The 22105-nt window shown below is 68.8% G+C and carries 20 protein-coding genes; 7 read left to right on the plus strand and 13 right to left on the minus strand.

Annotation, left to right across the window (positions count from 1 at the left end; translation table 11 throughout):
* Positions 1-288 precede the first annotated feature (288 nt).
* From CPZ01_RS09030 to CPZ01_RS09040, 3 genes are all read right to left on the minus strand, one after another.
* Positions 289-705, minus strand: a complete 417-nt coding sequence (locus CPZ01_RS09030) for a hypothetical protein (protein ID WP_096394415.1) — start codon at positions 703-705, stop codon at positions 289-291.
* Between the two features lie 547 nt (positions 706-1252).
* Positions 1253-2095, minus strand: a complete 843-nt coding sequence (locus tag CPZ01_RS09035; RefSeq protein ID WP_096394416.1) for a beta-keto acid cleavage family enzyme — start codon at positions 2093-2095, stop codon at positions 1253-1255.
* Positions 2092-2325 carry a hypothetical protein gene (locus tag CPZ01_RS09040; protein ID WP_096394417.1) on the minus strand — a complete coding sequence of 78 codons (234 nt, stop codon included), beginning with the start codon at positions 2323-2325 and terminating at the stop codon, positions 2092-2094. The genes CPZ01_RS09035 and CPZ01_RS09040 overlap by 4 nt, the downstream gene beginning before the upstream one ends.
* Positions 2326-2453: 128 nt before the next feature.
* Between CPZ01_RS09040 and CPZ01_RS09045 the strand changes: the two genes are divergently transcribed.
* The 3 genes from CPZ01_RS09045 (at position 2454) to CPZ01_RS09055 (ending at position 4029) form a co-directional block, all read left to right on the plus strand.
* A complete protein-coding gene (locus tag CPZ01_RS09045) occupies positions 2454-2801 on the plus strand; it encodes a hypothetical protein (RefSeq protein ID WP_096394418.1) in 348 nt (115 codons plus the stop codon).
* 145 nt (positions 2802-2946) lie between these two features.
* Entirely contained in the window at positions 2947-3417 is a 471-nt protein-coding gene (locus tag CPZ01_RS09050) for a TRAM domain-containing protein (RefSeq protein ID WP_096394419.1), read from the plus strand.
* 126 nt (positions 3418-3543) lie between these two features.
* Entirely contained in the window at positions 3544-4029 is a 486-nt protein-coding gene (locus CPZ01_RS09055; RefSeq protein ID WP_096394420.1) for a Tfx family DNA-binding protein, read from the plus strand.
* A gap of 25 nt (positions 4030-4054) precedes the next feature.
* Here CPZ01_RS09055 and CPZ01_RS09060 read toward each other — a convergent pair whose 3' ends face one another.
* On the minus strand, positions 4055-5116 hold the full coding sequence (locus CPZ01_RS09060) for a succinylglutamate desuccinylase/aspartoacylase family protein (protein WP_096394421.1): 1062 nt from the start codon (positions 5114-5116) through the stop codon (positions 4055-4057).
* Between the two features lie 157 nt (positions 5117-5273).
* Between CPZ01_RS09060 and CPZ01_RS09065 the strand changes: the two genes are divergently transcribed.
* Together CPZ01_RS09065 and CPZ01_RS09070 are read left to right on the plus strand one after the other, a co-directional pair.
* On the plus strand, positions 5274-6101 hold the full coding sequence (locus CPZ01_RS09065; protein ID WP_096394422.1) for an MBL fold metallo-hydrolase: 828 nt from the start codon (positions 5274-5276) through the stop codon (positions 6099-6101).
* A 77-nt stretch (positions 6102-6178) separates the two neighbouring features.
* Positions 6179-7267 carry a molybdopterin-dependent oxidoreductase gene (locus CPZ01_RS09070; protein ID WP_096394423.1) on the plus strand — a complete coding sequence of 363 codons (1089 nt, stop codon included), beginning with the start codon at positions 6179-6181 and terminating at the stop codon, positions 7265-7267.
* Between the two features lie 11 nt (positions 7268-7278).
* Here CPZ01_RS09070 and CPZ01_RS09075 read toward each other — a convergent pair whose 3' ends face one another.
* From CPZ01_RS09075 to CPZ01_RS09090, 4 genes are all read right to left on the minus strand, one after another.
* Positions 7279-8553 carry an RNA-guided endonuclease InsQ/TnpB family protein gene (locus tag CPZ01_RS09075; protein WP_096394424.1) on the minus strand — a complete coding sequence of 425 codons (1275 nt, stop codon included), beginning with the start codon at positions 8551-8553 and terminating at the stop codon, positions 7279-7281.
* Between the two features lie 230 nt (positions 8554-8783).
* Entirely contained in the window at positions 8784-9176 is a 393-nt protein-coding gene (locus tag CPZ01_RS09080; RefSeq protein ID WP_096394425.1) for a PIN domain-containing protein, read from the minus strand.
* Complete coding sequence (locus CPZ01_RS09085; protein WP_096394426.1) at positions 9173-9385, minus strand: DUF7557 family protein; 213 nt, start codon at positions 9383-9385, stop codon at positions 9173-9175. The genes CPZ01_RS09080 and CPZ01_RS09085 overlap by 4 nt, the downstream gene beginning before the upstream one ends.
* Positions 9386-9454: 69 nt before the next feature.
* Positions 9455-11938, minus strand: coding sequence for a DEAD/DEAH box helicase (locus tag CPZ01_RS09090; RefSeq protein ID WP_096394427.1), 2484 nt, complete (start codon positions 11936-11938; stop codon positions 9455-9457).
* A gap of 316 nt (positions 11939-12254) precedes the next feature.
* Between CPZ01_RS09090 and CPZ01_RS09095 the strand changes: the two genes are divergently transcribed.
* Entirely contained in the window at positions 12255-12713 is a 459-nt protein-coding gene (locus CPZ01_RS09095; protein ID WP_096394428.1) for a DUF5807 family protein, read from the plus strand.
* Positions 12714-12731: 18 nt separating this feature from the next.
* Here the strand turns inward: CPZ01_RS09095 and CPZ01_RS09100 are convergent, their stop codons facing one another.
* The 4 genes from CPZ01_RS09100 to CPZ01_RS09115 form a co-directional block, all read right to left on the minus strand.
* The gene (locus tag CPZ01_RS09100) at positions 12732-14381 is read right to left on the minus strand and encodes a long-chain fatty acid--CoA ligase (RefSeq protein WP_096394429.1); all 1650 of its coding nucleotides are present in this window, start codon (positions 14379-14381) and stop codon (positions 12732-12734) included.
* 413 nt (positions 14382-14794) lie between these two features.
* Positions 14795-16018 carry a hypothetical protein gene (locus CPZ01_RS15005; protein WP_157745947.1) on the minus strand — a complete coding sequence of 408 codons (1224 nt, stop codon included), beginning with the start codon at positions 16016-16018 and terminating at the stop codon, positions 14795-14797.
* A 261-nt stretch (positions 16019-16279) separates the two neighbouring features.
* Entirely contained in the window at positions 16280-17578 is a 1299-nt protein-coding gene (gene metX, locus CPZ01_RS09110; protein WP_096394431.1) for a homoserine O-acetyltransferase MetX, read from the minus strand.
* Positions 17579-17582: 4 nt separating this feature from the next.
* Positions 17583-18914, minus strand: a complete 1332-nt coding sequence (locus CPZ01_RS09115) for an O-acetylhomoserine aminocarboxypropyltransferase/cysteine synthase family protein (RefSeq protein ID WP_096394432.1) — start codon at positions 18912-18914, stop codon at positions 17583-17585.
* A 199-nt stretch (positions 18915-19113) separates the two neighbouring features.
* Here CPZ01_RS09115 and CPZ01_RS09120 point away from each other — a divergent pair, with 199 nt between their 5' ends.
* Complete coding sequence (locus CPZ01_RS09120) at positions 19114-20532, plus strand: single-stranded-DNA-specific exonuclease RecJ (protein ID WP_096394433.1); 1419 nt, start codon at positions 19114-19116, stop codon at positions 20530-20532.
* A gap of 52 nt (positions 20533-20584) precedes the next feature.
* Here CPZ01_RS09120 and CPZ01_RS09125 read toward each other — a convergent pair whose 3' ends face one another.
* Positions 20585-22105 carry a molybdopterin-dependent oxidoreductase gene (locus CPZ01_RS09125; protein ID WP_096396224.1) on the minus strand — a complete coding sequence of 507 codons (1521 nt, stop codon included), beginning with the start codon at positions 22103-22105 and terminating at the stop codon, positions 20585-20587.

The raw sequence follows: 22105 nt of genomic DNA on the forward strand, positions 1-22105 counted from the left end.
CGAGGGCGAAGCACGCCGCAGTAAGCACCGCAGGGAGCGAGTGAAACGAGCGACTGAGGAGCACAGCAAGGCGCGCGAGCCGTCGCGACTGGGGCTTTGGAGATCATCATCCCAGCAGTCAATCACTTATAAACGGGCGACAGCAACACCGCGATCCTCTTTATAAACGGCCTCACTCACGACGTACTACACGTACTCCCGCTACCGATCAGGAAGCGAGCGCTTTTGCGGCTAATTCAGTCGCGCAACCCCGGCAGTTTCAAACGTAGAGTATTGTGTACAGAGAGCCTATCCAGCAATTCGTCGGACCGCGGTTCCGATGGTAAAGCCGAGCGTCCCCACGATCGCCGCGGCAACTGCGCTTCCGACGATGGCGTATCTGACGAGCCACAGCAGCCCAGGTTTGGCTCCGCTCAGTCCGATACCACCGTAGTTCAGGATGACGCCGGCGACCCCGGCGAACACGAGCAACCAACTCACCCCGAGCCCTCCGTTGGAGTACGCTTGGACCGCGACGAAGATCGTGAGCAGAACGGCGTACCCCTGCCACCACAGCAGCAAATGGATCTGAGGAAAGCCTACTATTCTCACCGCCGCGAAGTAGCAGAGCGACGCAACGAAGAGTATTCCAGCACCGATACTCCACCGTCTCGCTTGTTTTCGATCCTCGCCCAGTAGGAGGGTTCGCGTGTCAACGGGAACCATACACGATCCGCCTCTTCAGGCCTAGAACATTAAGAAATTGCGACGTGACTGATTGGCACCCTCATCGACCGGCCGTTTCAGTCGAAAACACATCTGAAAATGGAATTTCAACGGAAGCTATTGTTTATAAATAGCCGCTGGCGGATCGACGGTGAGTACCGCCAAAGCTCCAGCCGCTCGCTTATAAATAGCCGTTACTAGGCCGACGGCGGGGACCGCCAAAGCCCCAGCCGCGAAGCGGCCGCACACTCGCTGCGCTCCTCGCTTGCGCTGCTCGCTGCGGTGCTTGCGTCGTCTGCGGCCGCTTCGCGCCTGCCCCTTTGAGTCCCACCCCGCCCCGCACGGCACCGCACCTCTCACCTCCCCAGCCTCGCGGTTCGCGCTCTCCGAGCGCTCACCGCGTCCCTCGCGGGCTGGCTCGCGGCCTCCGCTTCGCTCCGGCCGCTCGCAGGCGCGCCACCGCGTCGTTCATTTATAAGTAGTCGTCGCCGCCTCTCGCACCTCTTAAATATCGTCTCGCTGTCGAGGCTCGCGTCGCGCACTCAGGTTACCGACCGCGTAGCCCCAGTAGCTTCCGCGTCTGATCGGGCGTCGCCACGGGCCGCCCCAGCTCCTCGGCGATCCGCGCCGCCCGCGCCACGAGCTGCTCGTTCGTCGCCAGCTCGCCCTTCTCGTAGTACCGGTTGTCCTCTAAGCCGACCCGGACGTGCCCCCCGAGCAGCAGCGACTGGGTCGTCATGGGAAGCTGATGCGGGCCGAATCCGATCACGTTGAACTCGACGCCCTCGGGGAGCGCCTCGACTCGATTAACGAGGTTCCGGGGATGCGGCGGCGACGTGGTCCCACCGCCGAACAGGAAGTTGAGGTACGGCGGGTCGTCGAGCTCGTCGAGTATCGCCAGCGACTCGTTGAGGTGGCCGTCGTTGAACACCTCCAGCTCGGGCTTGATACCCCGCTCTTTCATCTCCGCGTGGAGCGACGACACCAGCTCTCGGGTGTTCTCCGAGGTGAGCCGGTCGTAGCGGTTGAGCGGCCCCATGTCGAGCGACGCCATCTCGGGGGCGGGGTCGGTCCGGAGCGGCTCGTGCCGGAGGGCGTCCGGCGCCGCCGTCCCGCCCGTCGAGTGCTGGAGGACCGCGTCGTCGGTCGCCTCGCGGACCGCGTCGGCGATCTCCTGAAACCGCTCCGTCGAGAAGGCGCGCTCCCCGTTGTCGCGGCGCGCGTGGAGGTGGAGCACGCTCGCGCCCGCCTCCTCGCAGGCCGCCGCGGCCGCCGCGATCTCCGCGGGCGTCTCCGGGAGGTCCGGGTGCGCCTCCTTCCCGTGGACGCCGCCCGTGAGCGCCGCGGTGATGACCGCCGGCTTCCCGTCGATGTAGTCGTCGTACGTCATTCCGCCCCGTCGCCCCCGCGGTCGGCGTCCTCGTCCTCCGCCGCCTCGGACTCGGGATCCACGTAGAACTCGCAGTCTGCCGCGGGGTCGAGGTCGTACCGCGCGTTACAGACGTCCGCGCGCATGGGCTGGACGAACGACTCCGTCACGGTACAGAACGCGCGGGCCGTGTCGAACGACTTCCCGTCTCCCTCCTCGCGATACGACAGGTGCTGGCACGTCTCGTCCATGGCGGACGGAGGCGGGCGAGCGGCTTGAAACCACGCGTCGAGCGTTCCGATTCCGTCCGGCGCGGCCCGCGCCGGCCCGCCCCGATCCGACCGACGCTGTTTAACCGAACGCCCGAGAACGGGCGGGCATGGAGCCGGTCGACGACTGGCGGTCGGCGATCGAGGAGGCCGGGGAGCTGACCGGCCCGATCGCGGCGGCCATCGTCGAGGCCCACGGCGACCGCGGCCAGCGCGCCATCGAGGCCGTCGGCGAGGGGCGCGTGAAGCGCTACCGCGACTTCACCGTCGTCGTCGGCCACGAGGACGAGTACGTGGTCGAAGAGGGCGAGTGCAACTGCGCGGACGCGACGTACAACCTCGACGCGGACGACCCCGACGACCGCTGCTGGCACGCGATCGCGGTCGACGTGGCGGACGCGCTCGACGCCGTCGACCACCACGACATGTGGTACTCCGAGGTCCGCGAGTTCCTGTAGGGCCGGTCGGCGCGAGCCCCGCTGGGGTCGCCGCGCGTCGGTCCGATCGAGGTAGCCGCCGCTCGACCGCGTGAATCGGCCGTTTTCGTAAATCTCGGTCTGAGAGTCGAAAACGTTTACAACGGCGGCCGGTCTCCCCTACGGTATGGCGGACTGTCCACTCGCCGACGACTGCCCCAGCTTCGACGAACGGATCCAGGGGATGGGGTGTCAACACTACGGCAACAAAGGCGGCGCGGAGTGGTGTAACCACTACGACATGCCGATCTACGAACTGAAACAGCAGCCGGTCCAGCCCGGCGAGGCGGTCGTCGTCGAGGTCGACGACATCCACGAGAGCGGTGCCGGCGTCGGCCGCACCGACGACGGGTTCATCGTCCTCGTCGACGGCCTCCTCCCCCCGGCGCGCGCCGAGGTCAAGATCCACCGCGTGAAGTCCAGTCACGCGACGGCCCAAGAGGTGGTCGAGCGCCTCCCCGACGACCCGGAAGCGGAGGAGGGGGACGACGAGGCCGCCGAGGGCGACGCGGCGGACGACGAGGACGACGAGCGCGGTCGCCCGGACCGCACGGACCGCGAACGGCTCGGCAGCCGCGAGAACTTCTGGGGCAAGTGACGGCGTCTCGGGGGAGCCCCGCCCCACGGACAGTCCGGACGCCGTCGATTTTCCGACCGACACGACCCCGCCCTCGACCCCGCGGGAAACCGCCGTTTTTTGAGCGACCGGCCCGTCGGTGACCACATGGCCGCAGACGACGGGCGACCCGACCCCGCGGACGTCGACGCCGACTCGATCTTAGAGCGAGCCGGCTTCGACGCCGACGAGAGCGTGCTCACCCGTCGGCAGGCGGAGGTGCTGGCGCTCCGCGAGCGCGGGCTCCGGCAGTCGGACATCGCGGACCGGCTCGGCACCTCGCGCGCGAACGTCTCCAGCGTCGAGGCGAGCGCCCGCGACAACGTCGAGCGCGCCCGCGAAACGGTCGCGTTCGCGGAGGCGCTGTCGGCGCCGGTCCGCGTCGAGATCGAGACCGGCACCGACCTCTACGACGCGCCCAAGCGGGTGTACGACGCCTGCGACGAGGCGGGCGTGAAGGTGAACCAGACCGCGCCCGAGCTGATGAAGACGATCGGCGACCGCGCGGGCGACGCGGTCCGCGGCCGCGAGGTCCGCAGCCGACTCTTCGTCACGGTCGCAGCGGACGGACAGATCCGCGTCCGGCGGCCGTAAGACGAGGTTTCAAGCCCCTCCCGCGCTACTCCCCGTCGATCCGCTCCGCGACGCCGACGAGCGTCGCGCCCGCGGTGACGGTCGCCTCCCGGGCGACCGAGTACGCGATCCCGTCGCGGTCGGCGCGCGCGACCTGGAGCGTCTCGAACGTCGTCGGGTCGAACACCTCGCCGACCCGCTCGCCCTCGCGCACCCGGTCGCCGACCGCGAGGTCGGGCTCGGGGACGAACAGCCCGGAGTCGTCGGCGATCACGCGCCCGAGGTGGTTGCGCGCGACGACGCCGTCCCACGCGTCGGGCTCGCCCGCCAAGAGCCCCTCGTGCCGCAGCGCGCCGAGGGTTCCAGCCACGCCGGCCTCGACCGCCTCCGGGACGATCTCCTTGCTGTGCGCGAGTTCGGGCGTGATCGTCGGGATCCCCTCGCGCGTGGCGGCGACCCGGAGCTTCCCGGCGAACCCCCGCTCGTCCCACTCGGTGTCCGCGTCGTCGCCCGCGGCCTCCGCGAGCAGGAGGTCCGTGCCGAACGCCTCCGCGAGCCCGCGGCAGGCCCCGTCGCCGCGCATGTACACCGTATGCGTCGCCATCGACGGCGACCCCGTGTGGAGGTCGACGACCGCGTCCGCCGCGCCCGCGAACCGCCAGAGCCGGGCCGCCATCCGCTCGTGGAGCGACCCCTCCGGGTCGCCGGGCCAGCAGCGGTTCATGTTCGGCTGCCGCGAGTCGAGCGACTCCGGCGTCGTGTACGAGACGTGGTCGAAGGTGAGCGGGTCGGCGACGGGCACCGTCACGAGCGTGCCGGCGAGGTCGGCGGCCGTCGGACCGTGTCCGTGCCCCGTTTCGTCCCCGTCGACGGGATCGGCTCCGTCTCCGACGAGTCGCTCGTGGAGCCGCCTGAGGACCGCGGTCCCGTTCACCTCTCTCCCGTGCTGGGCGGCCTGCGCGTACACCACGGGCGCGTCGTCGGGCGCGTCGAGTTCGGGACCGTCGTCGCCGTCGACGAGTTCGCCCTCGCCGTACGCGTGGACCGTCGTCCGGATCGGCACGCCGGAGGGGAGCCGCGCGAGCGTCAGCTCTCTGCTGGTGTGCATAGTTCGGATCGGGGCGGATCGGGGTTATACCTCGGGGGTGCCGTCGCGACGCGGCCGGGCTGCGCTCGCGACGCGGCCGGAGCGCGCTCGCGGCGCTCCCCGGATCCCGCCGCTCCCGACCGCGGACGCTAAGGCCGTGGCCCGCCGAGCGCGTCCCATGCGGGTCACCCTCCTCGGGACGGGCGACACGACGGGGACGCCGACGGTCGGCTGCGACTGCGACACCTGCGAGGCGGCCCGCGAGCGCGGGGTGTCGCGGTCGCGCTTCTCCGTCCACGTCGCCAACGAGCGCACCGGCGAGTCGCTGCTCGTCGACTTCAGTCCCGACTTCAGACAGCAGTTCCTCGCGGCCGACGTCCCGCTCCCGGACGCCGGGCTCGTGACGCACATCCACTTCGACCACCTCGACGGGCTGGGGAACGTTTACCGGCTCGTCGACGGGCTCCCGGTCCACGCGCCCTCGGAGACCGACCCCGCGACCGACGAGAGCGTCGCGGAGACGATCCGCGACAAGTACGACTACCTCGAGGACCGGATCGGCGTCCACGCCCGCGACCCCTTCGAGCCGTTCGAGACCTGCGGGTTCGAGGTGCGGTTCGTCCCCGTCGATCACCCGCCGCTGCTGTGTTACGGCGTCGTGATCGAGGATCCGGAAACGGGCGCGAAGCTCTCGCTCACCGGCGACACCAGTTACGATGTCCCCGAGCGCTCCCGCGAGGCGCTCGCCGGCGCGGACCTGCTGCTCGCCGACGCCATCGTCCCCGCCTCGCTGTGCGAGCACCACCCGATCGGCGGCCGCCACGAGGGGCCGGACGGCGTCCCGCGGACGTTCGGCACGAAACACATGACTCGGGAGGGGGCGCTCGCGCTCGCCGAGGACCTCGACGCCGACCGGACGCGGCTCGTCCACCTCGCGCACTTCTACCCCGCCGACGAGGCGTTCGAGGAGCCGCTGGCGGTCGACGGCGAGACCTACGAGCTGTGACTCGGGTCGTCGCGCGCCGAACGCCGCGGTCGACCGGCCGCACCGTTTTGTCTCGCTAGCCCGTAGCCCGTTCCGAGATGGCCGCCCAGGATCGCCTCCGGACCGCGCTCGACCGCCTGGAGCCGCCGCCGCGCGCGGTCGACTGGTCGCTGTTCGCGTTCGTCGTCGCCGAGGCGGGCACCGGCCTGGTCTCGTTCACCGTCGGCGTCCCCGAGGGGTGGCCCCTCTTCTGGCTCCACCGCGCGCTCGGGCTCGGGATCGTCGCGCTGCTCGGGTGGAAGCTCGCGCGGGTCCGCCGACGGCTCACCGACCCGACCCTGTGGCAGCGGTCGACCGCGCTGTCCGTCCTGACGCTCGTCGCCGCGCTCGGCGCGATCGGGACCGGCGTCGCGTGGGTGTTCGGGCTCGACGTACGGGTCTCGTACTGGACGCTGCTGTCCGTTCACGTCGGGTTCGGGCTCGCCTTGGTGCCGCTCGTGGCCGCGCACGCCGCCACCCGGTTCCGGCTCCCGCGCCGCGTCGACTTCGAGCGCCGGCGGACCGCGGTCCGCTACTTCGCGCTGCTCGCCGCGGGCGGCGCGACCTACCGGCTCCAGCAGGGGGTCAACGACGCGCTCGACACCGCGGGCGCCGACCGCCGATTCACCGGGTCACAGCCCCGCGAGGGGGACGGAAACGGGGCGTTCCCGATCACCTCGTGGGTCGCCGACGACCCCGACCCGATCGACCGCGACGACTACCGGTTGACCGTCGACGGCCTCGTGAGCGACCCCGTCGAACTGACGGCGGACGAGCTGGCGGCGGGCCACGAGACGGAGGCGCTGCTCGACTGTACCAGCGGCTGGTACACGGTCCAAGAGTGGGGCGGGACCCGGGTCGGCGAGCTCCTCGAGGCGGCCGGCGAACTCGACGACGACGCGGCCTACGTCCGGTTCACGTCCGTCACCGGCTACCGCTGGAGCCTCCCGATCGAGGAGGCCGAGGACGCCCTGCTCGCGACCCACGTCGGCGGCGAGCGGCTGAGCCACGGCCACGGCGCGCCCGCCCGACTCGTCGCGCCCGACCGGCGCGGGTTCCAGTGGGTGAAGTGGGTGACGCGCGTGGAGGTCCGGGCCGAGTACGACCTCGGGCAGTGGGTGGTGACGCTGGTGAGCGGGTTCGAGTAAACTACCCCGCCCTACTCGCTCACGGCTTCGCCGTTCGCTTCGTTGCGGGCGGGGCTTTCGCGTGGACTCCCGTTCTGGCCATCGCTGGCAGGCTCGTAATCGCCGTTCACGTTCAACGTCCCGCGATTCAAGCGCACGTTTACGGGTGCGCCTCCGGCCGACGACGTTTGCGCCGAGCGGAGATGCTTCAGACCGATGTTCTTCGCCGCGTTGTAGTCGGCGTTCACTTCGTAACCGCACTTCTGGCAGCGGAACCGCGCTTGCGTCTCGCGGTTCTCTCGGAGTGTTGTTCCACACTTCGAACACCGCTGGGAGGTGTAGGCGGGACTCACCTGTTCAACTGAGATGCCGACGGCTTCGGCTTTGTACTCGACATACTCGAACAGGCGCCGGAACGCCCACTCGTGGAACTTCTTGGCGTTCGGCATCCGCTCGCGAATTCCCGTCAGGTTCTCGAACGCGATTACGTCACAGTCGTATTCGACGGCTTCTGCGACGAGTTCCTTCGAGACGGTGTGTAAGAAGTGGTCGTAGCGTCCCGTCTCCGTTCGTCCGACCGATTGGATGGTTTCGTGAGCGGCCCGCGTCCCGCGCTGTTGGAGCGACCCGCGCCGCTTTTCGAACTCGCGGTGCCAGTGGTTCAATTCTGACCCGTTCCAGAACGTGCCTGTTGATGTGACGGCGACGTTTTCGATGCCGAGGTCAACGCCGAGGACTGTGTTGTGCTCGTCGTCACCTTCATCGGCAGTCTCGGACTCCACGTCCGCCTTTGTTCGGACATGAAGGTAGAACTCGCCGTCTCGATAGTGAAGTTCTCCGCCTGTCACTTCGTAGTCGTCGTTGAACAGATACTCCGAGTGGGGCGTCTCGTGGCCCCCGTCTGGAAGGACGTACTCGGCGGTGATGCGGCCTTCGACGGTCGAGAGCGTCGCGTGGTCGTCGTTGAACGTCGCACACCGCTTATCGTAGACGAGTGTGGGAGCGGAAAAGGATGGTTTCCCTGCGTAGTCGCCTTGTTTCCACCGAGCGACGACGCTTTGGACGGCGTCGGCGGCCTTGTTGCGAGCGTTCTGAACGAGATTCGCTTGTAACCGTGTCTCAGCCCGCACGTCGTCGTAGGTTTCACGTTGGAGTTCGGCTTTGCTCGTCGTTTTATACTCGCCTTGCCAGGCGTGGTCGACGACATAGTTGGCGGCCCACAGGAACTCGGAGATAGTTTCATGGAGGAGGTCGGCGTCGCTATCGGACACATTGAGCTTGACAGGGACGGTGCGGCGGACCTCCATCCGTGATTCAGATGTGTACACTTGTTTTTATATTAGTAACGATTCGGTGGGGAGTCGGCCGACAATCGAACGTGACTTGTGTAGTGCCGGGTCGGTTCCCTCTCCGACCTACTCGCTCGCTTCGCTCGCTCTCTCCTCACGGGCCGCAGGCCCGTTCGGATGGTCAGCGGGACCTACGGTCCCGCACGACTTGAGGTCGGAGGCTCCACCTCGTATTATGCTGAGTCCCTTCAGACGAAATCGACGTCGAGAGCGTCACGGATCCCGTCGACGTCGAAGTCGGCGTCCGACACGGCGAGCCGATCATTCAGTGTGACGGCAGCCCCCGCGATAAACGCGTCGCGAGCCGCGAGGGGGTCTCCCCGATCACGGAGCGCATCCTGAAGCAACGCCGCTTCGCGAGCGACCGCCGCCGACGTGTCGATCACGTCAACCCAGTCCAGAGCCTCGTCGACCGCGCCGAGGTCCGTCGCTCCCGCCTTGAAGACCTCTCCTTGATATACTTCGAACAGCACGAGCGGCGGAGCGACCGCACGCTCGTCGGCGTGAGACTCGACATACTCGACGACGGGGGATCGTCCCGCGAGGTAATCGATGAGGACGCTACTGTCGTACAGGGTCACCGCGAGTCGACCCCGCGTTTCATCTCCCGGCGTTTCTCTCGGGCGCGGTCCGGCGCGTCGGTTCCCTCCCACAGACCGGCCCCGGACCGGATATCCTCGCGGCGCTCGCGAAGCAACCGCGTCAGCAGGTCGTCGAAGGTCTCGTCGTCGCCTTTCAGCGACGCGAGCGCGGCGTGTGTCTCCTCGTCGACGCGGATGCTCTTGCTCATGTTTGGTCGTATACTACCTCGTATACAATATCCTTTCGTCGCTGTTGCCGTTCGTACCGTCGATCAAGTCTATTCGTACTCGCTCCCGACGACCTCGCGGATGCGCTCGGCGGTCACCTGCCCGACGCCGTCGACCTCCAGCAGGTCCGCCTCGCGCGCGGTCATCACGGCCTCGACGGTGCCGAAGTGCTCCAGCAGCGACCGGGCGGTGACGGGGCCGATGTCGGCGATGGAGGAGACGACGTACTCCTGTTGCTCGGCGCGGGTCTTCGTCGTCTTCTCGCCGTGGACGCTCACCTCCCGGTCGCGCGTCTCCTGCTCGCGCTTGGCGATCGTCGCGAGCAGTTCGGTGGTGTCGGCCTCGTCCTCGGTGCGGAGGACGCTCACGTCGAAGTCGACCGCGAGCGACGCGAGCGCGCCGCGGATCGCGTTGGGGTCGATGTCGCGCTGGCCGTAGAGGTTCGTCCCCTCGACGACCATCACGGGCCGGGCGTACGCCCGCGAGAGCTCGCCCACCTGCTCGAACATCGAGCGGTCGGCGTCGAGCATCGAGTCGACGAAGTCGGCCGCGGACTTGCGCTCGACCGCGACGCGGTCTGAGAGCACGTAGTCGCCGACCGAGAGCGTCTCCAGCCGGGTGACGAGCCCGTCGCGCGTGGAGAGGTCCTTCGCGATGGAGGAGTCGAGCTCGCGCTGGTCGACGACGACCTCGACGCCCTCGTCGACGCCCGCGGTCGCGACGACGCCGTCGTCCGCGTCCGTCTCGTCGGCCGATTCCGTCTCGTCGGTCGGTGACGCCTCGGCGTCGCCTTCGTCGCGCTCGCGCACCTCCTCGGCGAAGTCGGTGAGTCCGGCGTCGTCGTTCCCGCCGTCGTCGTCCCCGCTGTCGTCGCTCTCCTCGTCGATCGTCTCTGCGCCGTCGTCGACTTCGGCGTCCGCGTTCTCGTCCTCGCCCCCGGACCCTCCGCCGAACGCGTCGAGGCCGGCCTGCCCGTCGCCGCCGACGGACTCCTCGATGTCGTCGGTGGCCTCCTTCAGCTCGGCGAGCTGGCTGGCCATCTTCTTCTCGCGGCGCCGGGAGATCCAGAAGAACGCCTCGTCGCGGGTGTCCTCGGCCATCAGGACGACGACCTTCCCCTCGGCCTGCCGGCCGGTCCGTCCCTTGCGCTGGATCGAGCGGATCGCGGTCGGGACGGGCTCGTAGAAGCAGACGAGGTCGACCTCGGGCACGTCGAGCCCCTCCTCGGCGACCGACGTGGAGACGAGCACCTCGAACTCGCCGGCCTTGAACTCGTCGAGCGTCTCCTGCTGCTGTGTCTGGCTCATCCCGTCGGATCCCTCCTTGTCGCCCTGCCCGACGAACTTCCGCACGTCGAAGCTGGCGGAGAGGAACTCCACGAGCGCCTCGGCGGTGTCGCGGGACTCGGTGAAGAGGATCGCGCGCTCGCCGCCGTCGATGCCGAGGGTCTCCGCGAGGAGGATCCGGGCCTTCGAGAACTTCGGGTGGAGGCCGTCGAACGACTCCGCCTTCCGCATCGCCTCGCGGACCTTGGGGTCCGCGACCATGCGCTGGCTCGCCTTCGACGCGCCCGACGAGCGCGCGGCCTCCCGCTGGCGCTCGAAGTAGCGCCGGACGGACTCGACGGACTGCGTCTCGACCAGCTCGGTCGCGCGCCGGAGCTTCATCACCTCGGCGTGGGTGGACATCCCCTTGTACCCGTCCGACTGGTCGTTGTCCATCATCTGTTTCAGCTGCCCCCGCATCTTGTTGAGGTCCTTCTGCGAGAGGTCGGGGTTCGTCGTGTTCGTCACCCCGAGCCGTTTCAGCTTCTCCAACCGGTCCGTGATCACCTCGTTGAGCGCGTCTCGGATTTCTAAGACCTCGTCCGGGAGGGTGACCTGCTCCCACTGGACGTCGGTGTCGTGGGTGTACTCGTCGACGTCGGCGTCCTCCTCGGTCATCACCTCGACGTTCACCAGCCCGAGGTTCTCACAGACCGTCTCGATCTCTTCCGTGTCGCCGCCGGGGGAGGCGGACATCCCCGTCACGAGGGGGTCGGCGGCGTCGGCGTGGTAGCGCTCCGCGATGTAGACGTACGCGTAGTCGCCGGTCGCGCGGTGGCACTCGTCGAAGGTGAGGTGGGTCACGTCCCGCAGCGAGATCCGGTTGCCGACGAGGTCGTTCTCGACGACCTGCGGGGTCGCGATCGCGATCCGGGCGTCCTCCCAGAGCGCGGCGCGGTCGTCGGGTTTCACGTCGCCGGTGAACACGACGATCTCGTCGTCCGGGATCTGTAGCGCCTCGCGGTAGAAGTCGGCGTGCTGCTGGACGAGGGGTTTGGTGGGGGCTAAAAAGAGCGCCTTCCCGCCGGCCTCGTGGAGCCGCTCGGCGGTGACGAGCAGGCTGACCGTCGTCTTGCCGAGGCCGGTCGGGAGACAGACGAGGGTGTGTTCGTCGGCGGCTGCGTCCGCCAGCTGGAGCTGGTAGCGGCGTCGCTGGAGGAAGTCGTCGACGAGCAGATCCCTGTCGATCCCGGCGGCCTCGGTCGCCATCGACGGCTCTTGGCCGGCACCGGCCTAAAGCCTTCGCGAAGCGGGGTGAAAGTTATCCGTCCGCGGAGCGCTCCTCTCGGAGCTCCTCGGGAACGTCCTCGTCGACCAGCTGCGCCCACTCCGCGAGCCGGTCGCCGGATCTGGTCTGCGTACTCATCACGCGACGGATCTCCGTGATGCGTCTTAACAGTTACCCCGATTCTACATGATTTAGCACCGATCGGTGGTCGCCCGCGGTTCGACGGGCGTCGGCGCACGCGTGTTCGCTGCGGCCGCGACTCGCACGCCTTTTACCGCTCACGCGCCTCCGGCCGGCATGAGCAACCTCGACGAGTTCCTCGCGGGCGAGCGGCTCGACGACGTGGTCTTCTACCTGAGCGACGCGTACCTCGACGACGACTCCCGGCTGCGCGAGGTCGGGGAGGAGACGGACGGCGGCGTCCGCCTGATACTCGACGGCGAGACCGGTCGGTCCGCGTTTCAGGCCGGCACGGGCATGGGTGCGATGGAGTTTGCGAAGACCGCGATGGACGCCGAAGGCGAGATCGCGCGCTCGCTCGACGACGGGGCGTGTCCGTTCGCGGACGACGCGGACGCGGACGACGCGACCGACGACGACCACGCGATCCGGTTCGTCTTCGCGTTCGCGGAGGCGCAAAACGAGGAGGTCGGCGGCCTCTACGCCGAGGGCGACGTCGTCCACGCGTACGCCCACTGTACGTGCGGCGAGAGCTACTCGCACAAGTGGGTGATCGGCGAGCGCGACGGCGAGTAGATCGCGGCCGCGGGCGACTTACTCCTCGGGCGCGTCGTCTTCCGGCACCGCGCCCTCGACGAGCGACTGGTCGCCGTACTGCTCCCGGAGGTCCTTCTTCGAGAACTTCCCGGTCGCGGTCTTCGGTACCTCGTCGATGAACTCCACCGCGTCCGGCACCCACCACTTGGGGTACTCCTCGCGGAGGCCCGCCTCGATCCGGTCGACGAGCGCCTCGCGCTCGACGCCGTCGGCCACGACGACGAACGCCACGGGCCGCTCCTGCCAGCGCTCGTGGGGCACGCCGACGACGGCCGCCTCGCTGACGCCGTCGTAGGCCATGATCGCGTTCTCCAACTCGACGCTGGAGATCCACTCGCCGCCGGACTTGATCACGTCCTTCGTGCGGTCGACGAGCTGCATGTAGCCGTCCTCGTCGACGGTGACCACGTCGCCGGTCTTCAGCCAGCCGTCGACGAACTCCTCCTCGCTGGCCTCCGGGCGCGCGAAGTACTCCTTCGTCACCCACGGACCGCGGATCCGAAGCTCGCCGAAGTCCTCGCCGTTCCACGGCACCTCCTCGCCGTCCTCGTCGATGACCTCGAACTCTAAGCCGGGGACGACGAGCCCCTGCTTCGCGCGCTTGCTCACCTGCGTCTCGTAGTCGGCGTCGCGCAGGTCGTCCGTGAGGTGCGAGACGGTGCCGATCGGCGACAGCTCCGTCATCCCCCACGCGTGGAGCACCTCGACGCCGCGCTCGTCGTACCACTCGATCAGCGCCTGCGGCGCGGCCGCGCCGCCGACGATCACGGTGTCGAGCGTCGAGAGGTCCACGTCGTTGCCGCCCTCGACGTACTCGCGGAGGCCGAGCCACACCGTCGGCACGCCCGCGGAGATCGTCACGCCCTCCTCCTCGATCAGCGCCGCGAGGTCCGCCGGGTCCGGCGAGGGGCCGGGGTAGACGTGCTTCGCGCCCGCGGCGGCCGCGGTGAACGGCATCCCCCACGCGTTCACGTGGAACATGGGGACGACCGGCATCACCACGTCGGAGTCCTCCATCGGGATCCCCTGCGGCGTCTGGGAGGCCATCGTGTGGCTCCACAGCATCGACTGGGTGTACTCGACGCCCTTCGGCCGCCCCGTCGTGCCGGAGGTGTAACAGAGGCCGGCGGGCTGGTCGCCGTCGAGGTCCGGCCAGTCGTACTCGGTCGAGTAGTCGCCGATGAACTCCTCGTAGGCCGGCGCGTCAAGCGCCTCGATCCCCTCCGAGCCCATGGCGACGAAGTCGACGTCGTCGAACTCCTCGGCGCCCTCGGCGGCGCCCGCGATCTTCTCCGCCAGCGACGGGTCGACGAAGACGATCTCGTCGTCGGCGTCGTCGACGATGTACTGAATATGCTCGTCGGGTAGCAGGGGGTTGATCGTGTGGAGCTGCGCGCCCGTGTTCGGGACGCCGAAGTACGTCTCGAAGTGCCGCGTGTGGTTCCAGCAGAACGTCGCGACGCGGTCGCCGCGCTCGATCCCGTAGTCGTCTAAGGCGTTCGCGAGCTTGGCGGTCCGGTCGGCGTACTCGGCGTAGGTGTGCCGGGTGCGTCCCTCGTGGGTGCGCGAGACGATCTCGGTGTCGGGGTACAGTCGTTCCGCGCGCCACATGAACGGTCGCAGGGTCTGAGCGTGTCCGCCTGGCATACCTTACACACCATGAGGCCGGGAACTATGAACGTTATCATGATTGATCGTGACTCTTTGCGACTCATCCGTGAATGCCTGTCTCGCCTCGATCGCTTGCTAATAAACGGGCGACTGCGGCTTGCCGGTGAAGCCCCCGAGATCTCTCCTCGCACAGCACCTCACGCCTGCCCGGTCGCCGCGGCCGTTTTTTAAGTGCCCACGGTCTCTCTCGCGTGCGATCGCCGATCGTGTACGGCTATCAGAGAGACCGAAGGTCCCCGTCTACCCGCGCGCTGTCGGGGCCGTTTGGCGCCGCTGAAATCCTCAGCAACTGACTGGTACCGGTTGCTCAATACAGGGACTATACTCGGCACCACTGCCGAATATCCCGGTCAAAACGACTACTCCCACACTCACCGTTGGCGTTGATATTATTCAAGGGAATCCGGCCAGGCAGACGTGGTCACGTGTTCGTCGACCCAGTAGCCGACTTCGGAACCCGCGATATCGACGACAATCGATCTAAACGAACGGTACGAGACCGGCTCGTCGAGCCGGTTCATCCGATACGAGACATCCCCTAACCAGCTATCTTTCCCGGTCTGCTCCCGGATCTTCCGATCCAAAACGTAAAGCACGGATTCCCCCTTCGAGAACGGAACGTGGTCCGAGGACCAGCTCGACGGCTCCGACAGCACCGCTGACTTGTGTTCTGACTCCGTGAAGTGATCATACGTCGTCTCCTCTGATATCAGGTCCTCACTATATGCCACCAGCGTCGCGTAGCAATCAGCGAAGCCCTCAATCGCCCACCGCATCTCCGTCGTCGTCCGATACTGTTGACAGAGATGTGCGTACTCGTGGAACCAAACCGGTTCAGGAACCGCTAACCGAGACCCGTCATACACCCAGAACTCGCCCGCTTCCGGGTGTGCGAGGCCACCACTCCGGACGGGATCCGGCGGCGAAAAGACCAAGACCGACTCGTGGGGGGAGTCGACCATGTACTGAGACGCGTTCGCGATCGCATTCAGCAGCGTTGACGGAGGGGTACTAAGCGAGGCTTGATCCGGGACGACGAGACGGAGTACCTGGCCGCCGGTATCTGTCGTATAGGACTGGTGCGGACCAAGGTAAAAGAACCCGCCTCCGACCACCCCGGGCGATGCTTGTGAAATGGCGACGCGGGCGTCGCTCGAATCGATCAAGGGCCGGACGGACGTCCAATCGCCCGCCGTCTCCCACCACAATCGGATCCGAGGCGTCGGGCCGAACACCCACGAGGCGGTGGCAGCGAAGGTGTTCTCGTAGGTCGTGTAGTCGATCGCGTCGACATCTACGATAACGGAGAGAGACGGTCGAGACGTTTCGGTATCCCAACTGTATCTATTCTTGTTATTCCGGCGTTCAAATCCATCGGTGGAATCGACGACATCAGACCGGAGATCGACGGTGACACCGGAGACGCCCTGGGGGATTTCAAAACTGATCTCGAAACAGGCTGTGCTCTGGTCGTCGGTATCACGCGATACCGATAGTGAGGTCCGCGGGGGGCCAGCGGACGTCGCGGTGTTTGCGCTGTTACTACAGCCCGATATGCCCGCGGTAGCTCCGGCAGCAATGAGATGAAGGTACTTTCGACGTGTCCGTTCCATCAGTTGTAGCTCAATTGTACTTACTACCGTGCGGTATCCTCCTGCTCGCGGACAGCGTGGCTCGGTTGAGGAGTAGTAATCGCTCGGATTAGTCCCTTGCGGCCGAGTTTGTCATCTCAACGGTTATCTATCACACTGGAATGACTTCCGGGGTACGGCTCCCGCTGCTCGGTCGATTTAACGGCTGGTCCACCGAGTTCGCGCTCTATTCGGCACGGCCTCTCCACACTGTCAGCAGTTGCGGGTTTCAACGGAGTCCGCTTATCCCCGGAACAGACTCGCGTGGACGGGCGCGTGGTCGGAGTCGGGCCGCGGGTCGTCGCCGTCGTCGCCGCCCTCGTCGGAGACCGCGCGGCCGTCGACGCCCTCGGCGAGGAAGTCGCGGACCGGCGGGCCGACGTGTTCCGGCTCGACGAGGAACGCGTCGTGGCCGTGGTCGGAGTCGATCACGTGGTGCGCGACCGGAACCGCGGTCTCGCGGAAGGCGTCGGCGAGGGAGGCGGACTGCTCGACGGTGAAGTGCCAGTCGGCGGTGAAGCTCAGCAGGAGCGTCTCGCCCTCGAAGGCGGCGAGCGCGTCGGCGTCGGTCCCGTGGCCCGCGGCGAGGTCGTACTCGTCCATCGCGCGCGTGAGGTAGAGGTAGCTGTTCGCGTCGAAGCGGTCGCCGAACCCCTCCGCCTGGTAGTCGAGGTACGACTCGACCTCGCGGTACGGGAAGAAGCCGGCCGTCGGCTCCGGGGGCAGCCCGAGGTCGCCGTCCTCGCGGGTGAGCGAGTCGCGGCCGGCCGAGCGGCGCCCGAACTTCCGCTCCATCGACGCCTTCGAGAGGTACATGATGTGCCCGATCTGGCGGGCGATGGCGAGCCCCTCGGTCGGGTCCGGCCGGTCGTCGCCGTAGTAGTGCCCCTCATTCCAGTCGGCGTCCGCGCGGATCGCCCGGCGCGCGACCGCGTCCAGCGCGAGGCACTGCGCGTCGAGGCGCCCGGCGGTCGCGATGGCGACCACGCGGTCGACGTCGTCCGGGTACCGCTTCGCCCACTCTAAGGCGTTCATCCCGCCGACGCTCCCGCCGACGACCGCGCGGAGCCGCCCCACGCCGAGGTGGTCGAGCAGGCGGCGCTGCGCCCGCGCCCAGTCCTCGACCTGGACCGGCGGGAAGGCGGTCCCCCAGCGGTCGTGGTCGGGCTCCTCGCGGAGGTCGAGGTCCGGCGGCCGCTCGCTGGCCGGGCCGGTCGTCCCGTAACAGGAGCCGGGGACGTTCGCGCAGACGACGTAGTACTCCGTCGTGTCGATCGCCTTCCCCGGGCCGACCACGTCGTCCCACCAGGCGCGGGCCTGCCCGGCCTGTCCGGCGCCGGTCGTCTCGGCGTCGCGCTCCGGCTCGGGCGAGCGCGCGACGTTCTGACTCCCGGTGAGCGCGTGGCAGATTAACACGACGTTGTCGCCGTCGAACTCGCCGTGGGTCTCGTAGGCGACCTCGAAGTCGGGGACCGACTGCCCGCACTCGAAGGTGAACTCGCCGAGCTCGGCGACCCCGTGGTCGGTCGGGACGGCGCTCATCGGTTCACTCCCCCTCCTCGCCGGTCGCGGCCCCCCCTATTCCCTCTCCCTCGCTCGCGGCGCGCTCGCCCGCGGTCAGCCCCGCGTCGAGGTCGGCGATCACGTCCTCCGGGTCCTCGATCCCCACCGAGAGCCGGAGCATCTCCGGGTAGACCCCCGCCAGCCGCTGCTGCTCCTCGTCCATCTGCGCGTGCGTCGTGGAGGCCGGGTGGATGACGAGCGTCTTCGCGTCGCCGATGTTCGCGAGGAAGCTCGTCAGGTCGACCGACTCGCAGAACGTCTTGGCGGCCTCGTACCCGCCGTCGACGCCGAAGGTGACCATCCCGCCGAAGCCGTCGAGGTACTCGGCGGCGTTGTCGTGGCTCTCGTGGTCCTCGAAGCCGGGGTAGCTCACCCAGTCGACGCGGTCGTCCCCGCGGAGGAACTCGGCCACTTCCCGCGCGTTCTCGCAGTGGCGCTCCATCCGCAGTGGGAGCGTGTTGAGCCCCTGGATCGTCTGCCACGCGTCGAAGGGCGACTGCTGGCCGCCCGTCGGGCGCACGCCGCGCTGGCGGGCGACGTTGGCGAACGCCGCGTCGCCGAACTGCTCGACGAAGTCGATCGGGTACGCGGGCGACTCCCCGTCGAGCTCGTCGTAGTCGGCGTCGGGGTGGTCCCACGGGAACTGCCCGCCGTCGACGACGACCCCGCCGACGGTCGTGCCGTTGCCGGTGATCCACTTCGTCGTCGACTCCCAGACGATGTCCGCGCCGTGCTCGAACGGGCGACAGCAGTACGGCGTCGCGAAGGTGTTGTCGACGACGAGGGGGACCGCGTTCTCGTGGGCGATCTCGGCGAGCCGCTCGAAGTCGGGCGTGACGAGCGAGGGGTTCGCGATCGTCTCGACGTGGACGAACGCGGTGTCGTCGTCGACCGCGTCCGCGTACGCCTCGTAGTCGAGCGTGTCGACGAGCCGCGACTCGATCCCGCGCCGGTCCGCGATGCTGGTGAGGTACGCCGCGGTCCCGCCGTACATCTCCGAGCTGGCGACAATGTTGTCGCCCGCGCTCGCGAGGACGGTCGCGATCGCGTCGAACGCGGCCATGCCCGAGCCGGTCGCGACCGCGTCCGACCCGCCGGAGAGGTCGGCGATCCGGTCCTCCAAGACGTTCACCGTCGGGTTCGAGAGCCGGGAGTAGATGTGACCCTCCGCCCGGAGCGCGTACATCTCCGCCGCCGTGTCCGCGTCGTCGAAGACGTACGACGTGGTCTGGTGGATCGGCGTGGCGCGGGCGCCGGTGGCCGAATCGGGCTCGGCGCCAGCGTGGAGACTCCGGGTGTTGAACCCACGTGTCATGTTTGTTGCTCATACGTCTACGCACGTCTATAACTGTCAGTTACGGCAATTGATGCCCCTTCGGCGGAGGCGACGCGGGCGACCCGGTGCCGACGGCGTCGCGGGGGCGAGCGCGATGCTGGATTGCCCCCGCCGCGCCGGTCCGCGCCCGCCGCACCGAAGCGTGCGTTTATGCCCGATCGGGCGCCAACCGGTGGTAATGGCAGTCGCCGCTCCAGTCCCCGACCTCGACGACCGCGCGACCGACTGCGCCGACCGCCTGCGCGAGGCCGGCCGGGTGCTGCTCGCGTCGCACATCGACGCCGACGGGATCACGAGCGCCGCGATCGCGTCCACCGCGCTCGCCCGGGCCGAGATCGACCACGAGGTCGTCTTCGAGAAGCAGCTGGACGCCGACTCGATCGCCGGCATCGCCGCCCGCGAGTTCGACGTGGTGCTGTTCACCGACTTCGGCTCCGGCCAGCTCGACGTCATCGCCGACCACGAGGAGCGCGGCGACTTCGTCCCCGTGATCGCCGACCACCACCAGCCCGCCGACCGCGACACGCGCTACCACCTCAACCCCCTGCTGGAGGGGATCGACGGCGCGAGCGAGCTCTCCGGCGCCGGCGCGAGCTACCTCCTCGCCCGCGCGCTGGAGGGGCCCGACGGCGACAACCGAGACCTCGCCGCGCTCGCGGTCGTCGGCGCGGTCGGCGACATGCAGGACTCCGACGGCGAACTCGTCGGCGCCAACGAGTCGATCGTCGCCGACGGCGTCGACGCGGGCGTCCTCGAGGCCCGGACCGATCTCGACCTGTACGGCAGACAGACCCGGCCGCTCCCGAAGCTGTTGGAGTACGCCTCCGACGTGAAGATCCCGGGGATCTCGAACGACGAGGCGGGGGCCATCTCCTTCCTCACCGACCTCGACGTCGACGTGAAACGCGACGGGGAGTGGCGGCGCTGGGTCGACCTCGACGGCGAGGAGCGACAGCGGCTCGCCTCCGCACTGATGCGCCGGGCGGTCGCCTCCGGCGTCCCGTCCGAGCGGATCGAGGCGCTCGTCGGCACCTCCTACACGCTCGTCGACGAGGAGCCCGGCACCGAGCTCCGGGACGTCAGCGAGTTCTCCACGCTGCTCAACGCGACCGCGCGCTACGAGCGCGGCGACGTCGGACTCGCGGTGTGTCTCGGCGATCGCGGCGACGCGCTCGCGGAGGCGCGCCGGCTGCTCCGCACCCACCGGCGGAACCTCTCCGAGGGGCTCCAGTGGGTCAAAAACGAGGGCGTCACCCACGAGGACAACCTCCAGTGGTTCGACGCGGGGTCGCGCATCCGCGAGACGATCGTCGGCATCGTCGCCGGGATGGCGGTCGGCTCCCCGGCGGTCGACCGCTCGAAGCCGGTGATCGCCTTCGCCGAGGAGAGCGCGGAGGAGCTGAAGGTATCCTCTCGCGGCTCGCACGCGCTCGTCCGGCGGGGGCTCGACCTCTCCGCGGTGATGCGCGAGGCGAGCCAGACCGTCGGCGGCGACGGTGGCGGTCACGACGTGGCCGCGGGCGCGACCATCCCGATCGACGAGCGCGACGCGTTCCTGGCCGAGGCGGACCGGATCGTCGGCGATCAGCTCTCGTGAACGCGGTCAACGCGCTGACCGCTCACTCGCTGACCGCTCACTCGCTGACCGCTCACTCTCCGACCGTCCGACGCACCCACCCCGACGCGCCGCTCGGGACCGGGCCGGACGCCTCACTGGTCTGGCGCGTCCCCTCGCCGTCGACTGCGCGGACGACGACCTCGTGTCGCCCGTCGGGCTCGAAGACGTGGCGCCACTGCCGCCAGACGTCCGCGTCGGGCAGCGGATCGGAGAGCTCGGCGTCGGTCCACGAGTCGCCGCCGTCGGTCGACACCTCGACGCGCTCGACCCCGGGGGTCCCCGCGTACGCGTGGCCGGCCAGTTCGATCCGCCCGTCGCCGAGCTCCGTGATCCCCTCGTCCCAGAGCTTGGCCACGGTGGTCACCTCGCCGGTCCCCTCCCAGCCGCGCTCCTCCCAGTAGCCGTCGTCCTCGACATTCAGGAGCTCGATCTCCGAGAGCCACTTCACGTTCGTCTCCCCCCAGTGGCCCGGGATCAGCACCCGGACCGGGTGGCCGTGGCTGGTCGGGAGCTCCTTGCCGTTCATCCCCCACGCGAGGAACCCCTCCGCGAGGACGTCGACCGGGAACTGCACGTAGTAGCCGTCCTCGCCGCGCAGCATGGCGCAGTTACAGTCGCCCTCCGGGTCAACGGACTCCAGCAGCGGCTGGATCGGCGTCCCCGTCCAGACCGCGTTGCCGATGCGGCGGCCGTTCAGGTCCTCGCCGACGCACCGAAGCGTCACCGCGCGGTTCTCGACGGGCCGGTCGATCAGCTCGTCGAAGTCGACCGTCCGCTCGGAGCCGGTCTCGCCGGTGAACGTCAGCGACCACTCCTCGGCGGTGACCTCCGGGTCGAACTCCGCGATGTCGACGTTGTAGAACTCGCCGATCGGCGTCACCATCCCCCAGAGGTCGTCGCTCTCGAACGCCAGCGACGCCGAGTCGAGAGCTTGGAGCCGCGCGGTCGCGCCCTCCGACCGCGGAGCGTCGGAGAGTGGCTCGTCGTCCGACGCGAGCGTCCGCCGACCCACCGCGGTCGCGGCGACGAACCCGAGCGCCCCGGCGACGACCCCCAAGGTCCGGCGGCGCACCGCGTCGACGACGGCGGACGCGTCCCTCGCGGTGCCGGTGTCGCCGCCGGACGGCGCGGCCGACGAGGGGAGCCAGCCGATCCCGACGACGGCCGCCGCTGGGAACGCCGCACCCAGCGCGCCCGTCGAGACGCCCGTCAGCCCCGCGGCGAGCAGCCAGGACCCGCCCCCGGCGACCGCGGCGCCGACCGCTCGCCGATCCGTGCGCGTGGCGAGCCGAAGGCCCGCGAACGCGACCGCACCGAACAGCCCGACCGCGATCGCGAACGCCATGGCGATGTGGATCAAGTGTCCCGCGCCGCCGAGGGTCTCGATCGTGAACGTCACGATCGGCCCCGGCGTCAGGTTGACGATCGTCTGATCGAGGGGTCTGACGACGAACGAGGGCGTCCACCCCGTGACGAGGTACGAGCCCGCGACCGCGGCCGCGCCGGTCGCCGCGGCGAGGAGCGCTTCTCGGCGCTCGGTAACATCGATCAC

This window comes from Halorubrum trapanicum (assembly GCF_002355655.1).
Taxonomy (GTDB): domain Archaea; phylum Halobacteriota; class Halobacteria; order Halobacteriales; family Haloferacaceae; genus Halorubrum; species Halorubrum trapanicum_A.